The sequence below is a fragment of the Leptotrichia shahii genome (assembly GCF_008327825.1).
Lineage (GTDB): Bacteria > Fusobacteriota > Fusobacteriia > Fusobacteriales > Leptotrichiaceae > Leptotrichia > Leptotrichia shahii.
Genome location: NZ_AP019827.1, coordinates 12,772 through 25,239 on the forward strand (window position 1 = coordinate 12,772; position 12,468 = coordinate 25,239).

The 12,468-nt window shown below is 31.2% G+C and carries 11 protein-coding genes; 9 read left to right on the forward strand and 2 right to left on the reverse strand.

Annotated elements, in window-relative coordinates; all coding sequences use genetic code 11:
- Positions 1–33: 33 nt before the first annotated feature.
- Positions 34–597 (forward strand): hypothetical protein, encoded by a 564-nt coding sequence (locus F1564_RS00055; RefSeq protein WP_018451398.1) that lies wholly within the window; start codon positions 34–36, stop codon positions 595–597.
- 259 nt (positions 598–856) lie between these two features.
- Here the strand turns inward: F1564_RS00055 and tpx are convergent, their stop codons facing one another.
- Entirely contained in the window at positions 857–1,375 is a 519-nt protein-coding gene (tpx, locus tag F1564_RS00060) for a thiol peroxidase (RefSeq protein ID WP_018451399.1), read from the reverse strand.
- A gap of 111 nt (positions 1,376–1,486) precedes the next feature.
- Complete coding sequence (locus tag F1564_RS00065; protein WP_018451400.1) at positions 1,487–1,861, reverse strand: ArsR/SmtB family transcription factor; 375 nt, start codon at positions 1,859–1,861, stop codon at positions 1,487–1,489.
- Between the two features lie 233 nt (positions 1,862–2,094).
- On the opposite strand from F1564_RS00065, the gene F1564_RS00070 reads away from it, so the two are divergent.
- The 8 genes from F1564_RS00070 (at position 2,095) to F1564_RS00105 (ending at position 12,350) form a co-directional block, all read left to right on the forward strand.
- On the forward strand, positions 2,095–2,991 hold the full coding sequence (locus F1564_RS00070) for a hypothetical protein (RefSeq protein ID WP_018451401.1): 897 nt from the start codon (positions 2,095–2,097) through the stop codon (positions 2,989–2,991).
- 216 nt (positions 2,992–3,207) lie between these two features.
- Positions 3,208–4,188 carry an ABC transporter permease gene (locus tag F1564_RS00075; RefSeq protein ID WP_018451402.1) on the forward strand — a complete coding sequence of 327 codons (981 nt, stop codon included), beginning with the start codon at positions 3,208–3,210 and terminating at the stop codon, positions 4,186–4,188.
- Positions 4,188–5,153 (forward strand): ABC transporter permease, encoded by a 966-nt coding sequence (locus F1564_RS00080; protein WP_018451403.1) that lies wholly within the window; start codon positions 4,188–4,190, stop codon positions 5,151–5,153. Before F1564_RS00075 ends, F1564_RS00080 begins: the two co-directional genes overlap by 1 nt.
- A 267-nt stretch (positions 5,154–5,420) precedes the next feature.
- Complete coding sequence (locus F1564_RS00085; protein WP_018451404.1) at positions 5,421–6,470, forward strand: ABC transporter ATP-binding protein; 1,050 nt, start codon at positions 5,421–5,423, stop codon at positions 6,468–6,470.
- Positions 6,470–7,420 carry an ABC transporter ATP-binding protein gene (locus F1564_RS00090; RefSeq protein WP_018451405.1) on the forward strand — a complete coding sequence of 317 codons (951 nt, stop codon included), beginning with the start codon at positions 6,470–6,472 and terminating at the stop codon, positions 7,418–7,420. The genes F1564_RS00085 and F1564_RS00090 overlap by 1 nt, the downstream gene beginning before the upstream one ends.
- A gap of 64 nt (positions 7,421–7,484) precedes the next feature.
- Complete coding sequence (locus F1564_RS00095; protein ID WP_018451406.1) at positions 7,485–9,086, forward strand: peptide ABC transporter substrate-binding protein; 1,602 nt, start codon at positions 7,485–7,487, stop codon at positions 9,084–9,086.
- Positions 9,087–9,135: 49 nt separating this feature from the next.
- Positions 9,136–10,725 (forward strand): peptide ABC transporter substrate-binding protein, encoded by a 1,590-nt coding sequence (locus tag F1564_RS00100; protein ID WP_018451407.1) that lies wholly within the window; start codon positions 9,136–9,138, stop codon positions 10,723–10,725.
- Between the two features lie 35 nt (positions 10,726–10,760).
- Positions 10,761–12,350 carry a peptide ABC transporter substrate-binding protein gene (locus F1564_RS00105; protein ID WP_018451408.1) on the forward strand — a complete coding sequence of 530 codons (1,590 nt, stop codon included), beginning with the start codon at positions 10,761–10,763 and terminating at the stop codon, positions 12,348–12,350.
- Positions 12,351–12,468 lie beyond the last annotated feature (118 nt).

Genomic DNA, 12,468 nt, shown 5'->3' on the forward strand with positions numbered 1-12,468 from the left:
AAGAATGTCTAGATAAAATAATTGGAGAAAAATATGAAAGATATAAAAGAAGCGTATAACAAAAAAATGAGAAAAATGTTTACAGAAAATATGAAAAATATATTTACTGAAGATATGTTGAAAAAATATGATGAAAATATGTTAAATGTATTGAGAGAAGTTGGGGTAGATATATTAAATGTAAATTATGAAGAAGCGAATAAAAAAATAGTGAATATTAATAAACAAGAAATATATGAAATAATATGGAATATGGCTGATATTACAGAAAGTTTCACTTTTTATGGATTTTCACAGTATATGTATAAAAAAACAGAAAATGTAATTTGGTTGAATTTGTCAGCAAGTTTGCTATCATTTACATTTTGTTGTGTAGAAGGAGCTTATGCTGTTGGTATTTTTCATGCTAGAGAAGCAGTAGGAATTGAAAAAAATCTTGAAAATTTAGTGACTTTATTAAGTTTTTATGGTCTTCCAGAATATTTAATGGATGATGAAGAGGCAGAGAACATAGCAAAAGAAATTTTAGAGTTAGATAAGAATAATGAAAGAGCGATTTGTGTATTGAATGAAATTTTAAATTCTAAAAAAGAATAACTAGAGAAAGAAGTTTTATGTATATTGAGCTAATTATATCAAATTTTCCCATATAACTTCTACAATCCAAAATTATTTATACCAAAAATTGATTCTTTGAACTGTATGAATGTTATATGGGCTTTTTAGAGAATATTTTTCAGTTATATGATGATATTTTCTGAACTAGTTTTCAAAATTTTTGAAACTGCCAAAAGAAAAGTAGCCATTATTCATATTTCTGATTTTTATATTTAATAATAAATAACTAGTATCAGGATTATTTAGTTAATTCTTTTATTATTTCCAATGCCTTTTCATAATTTGGATGTTCCCCAATTTCTGGAACGTATTCTACATATTGAATAATTCCATTTTTATCAACAATAACGACTCCTCTAGCTAACAATCTTAATTCTTTTATTACAAATCCATATTTTGTTCCAAAGTCTAAATCTTTGTGATCTGAAGCTGTTAAGGCATTTTCAATTCCTTTATCTGCACAATATCTTTTAAGTGCAAACGGCAAGTCAACTGAAATTGTAAGCAGCTGTACATCGTCCCCAAAACTTGCGGCTTCTTGGTTAAATCTAGCCAGCTGTAATGCACATACTCCAGTGTCAACTGATGGGAATACTGCAATTACAACAACTTTTCCCTTATAGTCGCTTAATTTTACTTCCTTTAATTCAGGTGATAAAACTGTAAAATCAGGTGCTGCTTGTCCAGCTTTTACTTCATTTCCCACAAGAGTTACGGGATTTCCCTTGAATGTCACTTTATTTTTTATTTCTGCCATTTTTCGACTCCTTTATTTTAATTTTTTTGTATTTACAAGTATCTACTGTTTGTAATTATAACATATTTAAAATTATTTGTACAGAAAAATTATTTGATTTTCAAATAATAATTATCTTTTTTCTAAAATATGCGTCATTCCCTGTTCCACAATATGTTTTATATGCTCATCTTCCAGCGAATAATATACTACTTTTCCCTCTTTTCTATATTTTACAAATCTTCCTTGCTTCAATACTCTCAGCTGATGTGAAATAGCAGATTGAGTCATTTTTAAAAGATATGCGATATCGCAAACACACATTTCCTCTTGAAATAATGCACTTAAAATTTTCATTCTAGTTGTATCTCCCAATATTTTGAAAAAATCTGACAAATCGTATACAACTTCTTCTTCTGGCATTGTCTTTTCCACTTTTTCTACGATACTTTTATGTATAACTTTTACTTCACAATTTTCATTTTCTTCTTCTATTATTTTAGTCATTTTCTCTCCCACGTTTTAAAATATATGTTAATATTATATCACATATTGAAATAGTGTGGAAGTAAACTATTTACATAATTAGGTCTATTGAAAAAAAAAGATATTTGTGATATAAATTTATATATGAAATAAGAGTTATTAAATACACAAGGATAAAAAGAGCATGTGTTTTTAAGTAATTTTTTTCGATGTAGTCTAAAATAGATAATTTATAAAAAAAGGAGTAAGATTTAATGAAAAAGAATAAATGTAGATTACTAATTTTGGTTAGTGTTATTGTAATTTCGATGACTTCTTTTGGGATGTCTAGTAAAAATATGGAAAAATCACCTTCAAAACCAAAAATTGAGAATGTAGATGCAACTGTTAACACTAATGATAATACTAATACTGATGTAAAAAAGGCTGGGCTTAAAATTTCAAAGGAGGAATTAAATGTTGTAGCTGATAAGATTTTTAAAAATGAAGCTGGAGGTAAAAAAGAGGATATTGTTTATTGGAATACTGGTGAGGATTTTCCTTCACTTGGAATTGGACATTTTATATGGTATAGAGCGGGGCAAAGGGGAAAATTTGCTGAAAGTTTTCCGCAGCTTGTGGCTTATTATAGGGCTCATGATATAAAATTACCTAAAATTATTGAGGAAAATGAATATTCTCCTTGGGCAAATAGTGATGAGCTTTTTAGATTGAAAAGAATTATGGATAATGATATTACTGAATTGACTAATTTTTTGTATAATACGAAAGATATTCAAGTTGCATTCATTTTTGAAAGATTGGAAAATTCTTTGGAAAAGATGATGGCGATTTCAGATAATCCAGAAAATGTAAAAAAACAATTTTATCGTGTTGCCCAGTCACCAAACGGACTTTATCCTTTGATTGACTATGTTAATTTCAAGGGAGAAGGAACAACTAGAACCGAAACTTACAATGGAGAAGGATGGGGGCTTCTTCAAGTATTGGAAAATATGAAAGGGACAGGAAGTGGAAAAGCGGCTCTTGAAGAGTTTAGCAATTCTGCAAAAGCTGTTCTTGAAAGACGTGTAAAAAATGCTGGTCCTGACAGTAATGAGAAAAAATGGCTGCAAGGATGGTTAAATCGTTGTAATACTTATAAAAATTAAACTTAAAAAATTATATCAGGTAGTCTAAATTTTTGTTTAGGCTATTTTTTTGTTTTTTATGAAATTTCAGTAAATATATTATATTTAGAGAACTATTATTTGTTCATAAATAAAATTAATAGTAAAAAAATATTTTTATAGATAAAATTACTTGCAAATATAACTAAATATAAGATATAATATAGATATATAAAATTTTAGCGAAAGGAAGCGAGTATGAAAAATATTTTAAAATTTTTAGTTAAGAGAATTGCAATGGGTCTTGTAACGTTATGGCTAGTTATTACGATTACATTTTTTCTGATACACATGTTACCTGGTGACCCGTTTCAAAGTGAAAAAGCGATTCCGCCTAAAGTAAAGGAAAACTTGATGGCAAAATACCATCTAGACCGTCCACTTGGCGAACAATATGTTGAATATTTAAAAAATATAGCAAAGGGAGATTTAGGATCGTCTATGAAAGTCCGTGGGAGAACTGTTAATGATGTAATTAACCAGAGTTTTCTTACATCAGCTGATTTAGGAGCTAGATCTATTATATTTGCATTAGTTTTGGGTATTCCGCTTGGAATTATTGCGGCTCTTAAAAGAGGGAAATATCAGGACAGGCTGGCTATGATTGTGGCTATAATTGGAATATCGGTGCCAAGTTTTGTACTAGCGGGACTTATGCAGAAGTACTTTGTCGATATACATAATGGATTTTTAATTGACAATGGATTTTTGCCAGAATTTTTTAGAATTCGTTTGTCTGGATGGGATAGCCCAGAGAAGAAGATCCTTCCAGTTGTGGCACTTGGACTTTATACAGTGGCATTAATTGCACGTTTATTGAGGGATAAGATGATTGAAGTAATGGGACAGGATTATATAAGGTTGGCTGTTGCAAAGGGTGTGAAACCTAAAAATATTGTATTTAAGCACGCTTTAAGAAATGCGATTTTACCGATTATTACAATAATGGGACCAACAATTGCGGCAGTTTTGACAGGTTCATTTGTAATTGAAAAGATGTTTTCAATTCCAGGATTAGGAAAATATTTTGTAGACAGTATTAATGACAGGGATTATACAATGGTGCTTGGAGTTACGGTGTTTTATGCGATATTTCTTATCATAATGATGATACTTGTAGACATTGTGTATGTTTTAGTTGATCCTAAGATTAAACTTGGAAAAGGAGATGAAGTGTAGTGGCAAAAAACGTAGAAAAAGTTATAACTGGAAATGATTATATACCGACACCTGAAGATTTTAAAATCGTAGGTCCAGATACAGCTCAAAGTGAAGAAATCTACAAACCAAGTTTAACATTTTGGCAGGATGGATGGAGAAGATTCAAGAAAAATAAATTGGCTCTATCGTTTTTAGGAATAACAATTATTTTTTTATTTTTAGCAATTTTTGGGCAGCATTTGACAAAATATTCATACAGGGCGCAAGATTTATCATCAAAATTTTTAAGTCCTTCAAAGGGAATTGCAAGTGGGCATTACTTGGGAACAGATAATTTAGGTCGTGACTTATTTGCCAGACTTTCTCAAGGAATAAGAATTTCAATGGAATTATCAATAATAACAGCTGCGATCTGTGTTGTTTTTGGAACAATTTATGGAGCTGTTTCAGCGTATTTTGGCGGAATTATTGATACAATTATGACTAGAATTGTGGAAATTTTACTAATTATTCCATCAATGATTTACATAATCTTATTAATGGTTGTTATGGGAAATAGTGTAAAAACAATAATTATCGCAATGTCACTTACAAGATGGCTAAATTACTCACTGCTTGTGCGTGGAGAAGTTTTGAAAATCAAGGAAAATGAATTTGTATTGGCTTCAAAATCACTTGGTGGAAATTTCTTGTGGATAACTCTAAAGCATTTGATTCCAAATACGTTAAGTGTAATAATAATAAGACTTACAACAGATATACCAAATATTATCTTTACAGAAGCATTTTTAAGTTTCATCGGGCTTGGAGTACCAATTCCACAGGCTTCATTAGGAAATTTGGTATTTGATGGTTTCGTAAATATGACTTCATATCCATATTTATTTGTTATTCCATCAGTTGTAATTTCATTAATCACATTGGCATTTAACATCGTCGGAGATGCTTTAAATGATGCATTGAATCCAAAACTAAGAGATTAAAAATTTAAAAATTTTATAAAATTTACTATTCTATAATTTAATATTATTTTTCTTAATTTCATTTATTTTAGTTTACTTAAGCAAGGGTATCAAACGCCATACCCTTGCATCTCCGCTTTACGCAAAACTTTCTTTAACGAAATTTTGCTTTAATAATTAAATAAAAAAGTTAAATGAATTAAAAATAAATAGAGTTAATAAAGAAAAAGTATTTAGTTATAAAAGTTATGTAAAAACAATCCATATTAATACAGAGAGGATTAGATAATGGGAAAAAAATTATTAGAAGTGAAAGACTTGAGTGTTTCTTTTAATACGTATGCTGGGGAAGTGCAGGCTCTTAGAGGGATTAGCTTTTCTGTAGATAGAGGGGAAACACTTGCGATCGTTGGGGAGTCTGGTTCAGGGAAATCAGTTACTGTGCAAACGATTATGAGATTGATACCGATGCCTCCAGGAGAAATAAAAAATGGAGAAATTCTTTTTGATGGGGAAGACTTGGTAAAAGCTCCTCTTGAGAGAATGCGTGAACTTCGTGGCGGTAGAATTGGGATGATATTTCAAGATCCTATGACATCGCTTAATCCAACTATTAAAGTTGGAAAGCAAATTATGGAAGGAATTTTAATTCATAAAAAAGTAACAAAAGAAGAAGCAAGACAAAAAGCAGTTGAAATGCTTAGAAAAGTTGGGATTCCTAAACCTGAAGAAAGATTTCATCAGTATCCACATGAATTTTCTGGAGGAATGCGGCAAAGGGCTGTTATAGCGATTGCTCTTTCGTGTGAGCCAGACTTGTTAATTTGTGATGAGCCGACAACAGCTTTGGATGTTACGATTCAGGCACAGATCTTGGATTTGATAAATGAATTAAAAAAAGAGCTGAATATAGCAGTAATACTTATAACACATGATTTGGGTGTAGTTGCCGAAACTGCTGATAGAGTAGTTGTTATGTATGCTGGAGAGAAATTGGAGGAAGCTCCTGTAAGGGAACTATTTAAAAATCCAAAACATCCATATACTTGGGGACTTTTAAAATCACTGCCAAGATTGGATATGAAAATTGGAGAAAAACTGGCTTCTATTCCAGGGACACCTCCAGATTTGCTTAATCCGCCTGTGGGAGATCCATTTGCAGCACGTTCTGAATATGCAATGAAAATTGACTATGAAAGAAAACCTCCGTTAATTGATTTGGGAAATGGGCACTTTGTAAAGTCGTGGCTTTATGTAAAGGGTGCTCCAAAAGTAAATTCCCCTTTTGAATCGATAGAATCTGATAAAGCAGAAAATAAAGAAATGGAGGGGAAATAATGGCATCAAACGAAAATAGGAATGAAAAATTAATAGAAATGAAAAATTTAAAAAAATATTTTCCAATGAAAAAAAGACAAGTACTAAAGGCTGTAGAAAACGTTACAATGGACATTTACAAAGGTGAAATTCTAAGTCTTGTAGGAGAATCAGGTTCTGGAAAAACTACACTTGGAAGAACTGTCAGCAGACTTTATGCAAAGACAAATGGAGATATTTTATTTAATGGAAAGCCAGTGGAAGCTTATGGAAGAAAAGAATTTACAAAAAAAGTTCAAATGATATTTCAAGATCCGCAGGCTTCGCTGAATCCAAGAATGACTGTTGGAGATATTGTTGCTGAAGGGATTGATATTCATAAGTTAGCAAGCTCAAAGCAGGAAAGAATGGAAAAAGTCTATAAGTTATTGGAAATTGTTGGATTGAATAGGGAACATGCGAGCCGTTTTCCACATGAGTTTTCAGGTGGACAAAGACAGAGAATTGGGATTGCAAGAGCACTTGCAGTTGATCCAGAAGTGCTTGTATGTGATGAGCCAATTTCGGCTTTAGATGTATCAATTCAGGCTCAAGTTGTAAATTTATTAAAGGATTTGCAAAGGGAAAGAAACTTGACATTATTATTTATTGCCCATGACTTGTCAATGGTAAAATATATTTCAGACAGGGTGGCGGTTATGTATCGTGGAAAAGTGGTTGAACTAGGAACTCCTGAAGCTGTTTATGGTGACCCTGTTCACAGCTACACAAAATCACTTATTTCAGCTGTACCAATAGCAGACCCTGATTACAAAAAAACATCAAAAATCAATATGGATGAATCTTATTTGAGAAGTCCAATGGGAGATGTGTCTGAAATAGGGGTTGTTCCTGAAACGCCTGAATTAACTGAATATAGACCTGGACATTTTGTAGAAACTTCTTTTTTAGAAGAAAAAGGGCTTATTTAGAAAATTTTGAATATTTTTGAAACAATTTTTATAAAAATTTATGTTGGAAAGGGATTATCGAGATATGAAAAAAACTTTTTTAATAATTTGCTTAATGTTATCAATGTTTGTTGTTTCTTGTGGAAAAGGAGGAAAAGGTTCGGGAAATTCAGTATCATTTAATATGGAAGCTGAGCCGACTTCGTTGGATCCGCAAATTTTGACTGATATGAGTGGACTTTTTGTAACAAGTATGACTTATGAAAGTCTTGTAAGATTGAATGAAAAAAATGAAATTATTCCTGCTGGAGCTGAAAGCTGGACTAAATCAGACGATGGAAAAGTATGGACATTTAAAATTAGACAAGGAATGAAATGGTCAAATGGAGATCCAGTTACATCAAAAGACTACTACAATGGTATAAAAAGAGGAATTGAACCAAAAACAGCCTCTGAGTATGCATTTCTTGCATATTATATTGAAAATGCAGAAGATTATAATACTGGAAAATTAAAGGATTTTGGAAAAGTTGGGATAAAGGCAAAGGATGATTATACACTTGAATTTAGATTGTCACAACCTGCACCATTCTTTTTAAAAACATTAATTATGCCAATTTATTTCCCAGTTAATGAAAAGGCATTGGCTACCAACGGAGATGGATATGCAACTGAAGCTAAAAAGTCTATCTATAATGGACCGTTTATAATAGAAAAATGGGTACACAACAACAAAGTTGTCATGAAAAAGAATCCTAACTACTGGAATGCTAAAAATATAAAGGTTGATACACTTACAGGCTTAATTGTAACTGACTTTGAAGCTGCTACAAACCTATTTGAAAATAGAGAATTGGATTTGACAAAAATTTCTGTGGAAAAAATGGCAAACTATGAAGGAAAACCTGAATTGCATAAATTCCCTAATGGAAGAGTTTACTATTTAGGATTTAATACATCAAATCCTGTGTTGAAAAATCAAAAGGTAAGAGAGGCATTATCTCTTGCAATTGATAGAAAAGAACTTGTAAGCAGTATTTTAAATGGAGCTGGAATTGTAGGTTCTGGAATTGTTTCAAATGGAACAGCTGGAGAAAAAGGCGATTTCAGGGCAGAAGCTGGAGACTTATTTGCTGGATTTGCAAAAGTTAATGCAAAACAATTGTTTGATGAAGGGCTGAAGGAACTTAAAATGACGCCTGCACAAGTTAAATTGCATCTTTTGGTAGATGAAAATGGAACTGGTAAAAAGGAAGCTGAATTTTATCAATCTCAATGGAAGGATAAACTGGGAATTGATGTCGATGTGGAAGTTCTTACTAAAAAAGAAAGAATTGCACGTGCAAAAGCTGGAGACTTTGAAATTGTAAGATATGCTTGGGGACCTGATTATGCAGATCCTATGACTTATTTGGAAATTTTCCATTCAAAGGCAAAGGATATTAACTTCGCTAAATATTCAAATCCTGAGTATGATGAATTAATCGACTTGGCTAAAGTTAATCAAGATAATAAAACTAGAATGGATGCAATGAAAAAAGCCGAAAAATTATTAGCAAATAATTTTACATATTCAACACTTTATTATGAAGTGGGAGTTTATTTGATAAATCCTAAATTAAAGGGAGTTGTAATACGTTCAGTTGGAGATTCTATCGACTTTTATAACGCATCTATAACAAAATAATTTTTAATTTTGTCAAATTTATTTGATGAAAGAAAGGATGAGTGTAAATATGAAAAAAATATTACTGGTATTTACAATATTGCTGGCTTTTATAATTTCATGTGGAAAAAGCAGCGATTCTGAAACATTGAAACTTAATTTGAAGGAGGAGGGAAAATCTTATGATCCGCAGCTTGCGAATGATTCTACTGGAGAATTTGTGGATTCGCTTGTTACTGAAACATTGACAAGACAGTCGGATGATGGAAAATCTCTTCCTGGAGTGGCTGAAAAATGGGAACACAATGCAGATTCAACAGTTTGGACATTCCATTTGAGAAAAAATGCAAAATGGAGCAATGGAGATCCAATTACAGCAAAGGACTTTAGAGATGGTTGGGTTAGAGCACTAGATCCTAAGACAGCTGGAGAATATGCAGATAAATTGTTTTACATAAAAAATGCTGAACAATTTAATGCTGGAAAAATTAAAGATGAAAATCAATTGGGGATAAAAGTTATTGATGATTACACATTGCAAGTAACATTAAATAATCCTCTTACATATTTTGATTCAATTGTAAGAATTCAAACTTATGCTCCGCTAAATAAAAAGTTCTATGAAAAAGTAGGAGATAAATATATGACATCTCCTGAAACTTCGATTTCATCAGGTGTTTATGTAATAAAATCTTGGACAAGAGATTCTGAAATTGTATTTGAAAAAAATGAAAATTACTGGAACAAGGATAATATTAAATTGAAATATGTAAAAATGTTATTTATAAATGATCCATCTGCAAGTGTAAATGCCTTTAAAAACAAAGAAATTGATTCTACAAATATTTCAATAGAACAAGCGAAGGAATTTAAAAATGATAAACGTAAAATACTAACAAAAGATGGTTCTGTATGGTATATGACATATAATATGAAAAATAAAGTGCTTGCGAACAAAAAAATTAGACAGGCGTTGTCGCTTGCTGTAGACAGGGAAAAAATGATTACAGATGTGCTTGACAATACAGGGGAAGCTGCGTATACTTATACGACAAAAGGTGTTGGAATAATCGGTATTTCAAAAGACTTTTCTGAAGAAGCAGGAAAAATTTTCCCAGCTTATAATCCACAAAAGGCAAAACAATTGCTAGCTGAAGGGTTAAAGGAACTAGGATTACAAAAATTACCTGAATTGACAATGATTTTCAATGATTCTGGAAATAACAAGGTTATATCTGAATATATTCAAGAAAGTTTGAGAACAAATTTAGGAGTAAATATTAATATTGAAGGAATGACATTCCAATCAAGATTGGACAAAATGCAACATAGAGATTATGAAATTGCTCTAGCTGGATATAATGGAGATTATAACGATGCTATTACTTATTTGGATAGATTCTTGACAAAGGATGGAAATAACTATTCAGATTACTCAAATCCACGTTACGATGAACTTGTTAAAAAAGTTAAAAGTTCTGGAAATCAGGAAGAAAGAGTAAAAAATATGATTGAAATGGAAAAAATAATAGCTGAAGATATGCCTGTGGGATTGCTTTACTATAGACAAAATACTAAGCTGTTAAATCCAAGAGTTCATAATATTGTATTTAGCCCAATAGGAAAAGACTTTGTGCTGGATAATACTTATATAAAATAATCAAAAAAAATTTTTATAGAGGAAGGGAAGTTATTATGAAAAAGATAATAATTTTATTGGCAATGTTAATTTTTGCCATTTCTTGTGGAAAAAATGGTGGAAGTGGAAAAACATTTACATTGAACCTAATAGATGAGCCAAAATCTATTGATCCGCAAATATCGACGGATGTTAATGGTGGAACTGTTGATGACCTTGTAACGGAAGGATTGACCAGAAAAGGAAAAAACGGAACATTTGTGCCAGGACTTGCGAAAAGCTGGGATAAATCGGCTGACGGACTAAAATGGACATTTCATCTAAGAGATGGAATAAAATGGAGCAATGGAGATCCAATTACAGCACAAGACTTTAAAAATGGATGGTTACGTGCGTTAAATCCTCAAACTGCTTCACAGTATTCGTATATGCTTTATCCAATAAAAAATGCTGAAAAATATAATAAAAAGGCAGTTTCAGCTGAAAAAGTCGGAATAAAAGTTATTAATGACAAAACTTTAGAAGTGGAATTGGAAGCTCCTGTTCCATATTTTGACAGTTTAGTTGCATTTAAGACATATATGCCATTAAATCAGAAATTCTTTGACAAAACAGGTGACAGCTATTTTACTGAAGCTAATAAAACTTTGTCTTCTGGAGCATACACAATGGAAAAATGGACACATGGTTCAGAAATAGTATTTAAGAAAAATCCTAATTATTGGGATGCTGCTAATGTGAAAGTTGAAAATATTGTTTATAAAATAATTCCTGATAATAATTCTTCATTAAATGCATTTAACAATAAGGAAGTTGATGTAACTTCAATTACAGCTGAACAAGCAAAAGGATTTAAAGGCAATCCTAAAATGATTTCAAAAAATGATGGTTCAGTATGGTATTTGCTATTTAACTTTAATAACAAGACTTTAGCAAACTTGAAGGTAAGAAAAGCTCTTCTTATGGCAATCGACAGAGAAGGATTGGTAAACAATGTATTAAATGGATATGGAACAGCTGCAAAAACTCTTGTACCAAAGGGAATCGGAATAAAGGGATTAGATAATAAAGACTTTACAGAAGGTGTTCCTACTTCAACATTAGGATATAATCCTGTAGAAGCAAAAAAATTGCTTGCAGAAGGATTAAAGGAAGTTGGAGAATCTAATTTTCCTAAGATGTCAATGCTACTTAATGAAAGTGGAAATAATAAGGTTATTGCAGAATATATTCAAGAACAATTGAGAAAAAATTTAAATATTGAATTGAATTTGGAACCTATGACTGCTCAAGAAAGATGGTCAAGAATGAGTCAAAAGAACTTTGATATAGTATTTGCTGGATGGTCTGGAGATTATCCTGATGCAATTACATATCTTGATTTATTTGAATCATCAGGTGGAAATAACAATGGTTCATACAGCAATCCTCAATATGATGCATTAGTTAAAACTGTAAAAGGTACAGATGACCAAAAAGTAAGAATGGATGCACTTGTAAAACTTGAAGGAATAATCGCACAAGATTTACCAGTAGGTGTACTTTTCCACAGGGAAAAACAATACTTAGTTGATAAACGTGTAAAAGGACTTGAATTTACACCAATTGGTGGAGAATATTATTTTGGAAACTTGTCATTAAAATAGTGATTTGAAATCTTTAAATAAATTCTTTAATTAACAAAAAAATTGTAAAAATAAAAAGTTTAGAGAAGTAGCAAGGGGTTTTTAATCCCTTGTGAAAAAAATAAAATTATTAAAAATA

Excerpts from the sequence above, each read along its gene's own strand:
- F1564_RS00055 (WP_018451398.1), top strand. The coding sequence starts at position 34 with ATGAAAGATATAAAAGAAGCGTATAACAAAAAAATGAGAAAAATGTTT.
- tpx (WP_018451399.1), bottom strand. The coding sequence starts at position 1,375 with ATGGCAGAAATAAAAAATAAAGTGACATTCAAGGGAAATCCCGTAACT.
- F1564_RS00065 (WP_018451400.1), bottom strand. The coding sequence starts at position 1,861 with ATGACTAAAATAATAGAAGAAGAAAATGAAAATTGTGAAGTAAAAGTT.
- F1564_RS00070 (WP_018451401.1), top strand. The coding sequence starts at position 2,095 with ATGAAAAAGAATAAATGTAGATTACTAATTTTGGTTAGTGTTATTGTA.
- F1564_RS00075 (WP_018451402.1), top strand. The coding sequence starts at position 3,208 with ATGAAAAATATTTTAAAATTTTTAGTTAAGAGAATTGCAATGGGTCTT.
- F1564_RS00085 (WP_018451404.1), top strand. The coding sequence starts at position 5,421 with ATGGGAAAAAAATTATTAGAAGTGAAAGACTTGAGTGTTTCTTTTAAT.
- F1564_RS00090 (WP_018451405.1), top strand. The coding sequence starts at position 6,470 with ATGGCATCAAACGAAAATAGGAATGAAAAATTAATAGAAATGAAAAAT.
- F1564_RS00095 (WP_018451406.1), top strand. The coding sequence starts at position 7,485 with ATGAAAAAAACTTTTTTAATAATTTGCTTAATGTTATCAATGTTTGTT.
- F1564_RS00100 (WP_018451407.1), top strand. The coding sequence starts at position 9,136 with ATGAAAAAAATATTACTGGTATTTACAATATTGCTGGCTTTTATAATT.
- F1564_RS00105 (WP_018451408.1), top strand. The coding sequence starts at position 10,761 with ATGAAAAAGATAATAATTTTATTGGCAATGTTAATTTTTGCCATTTCT.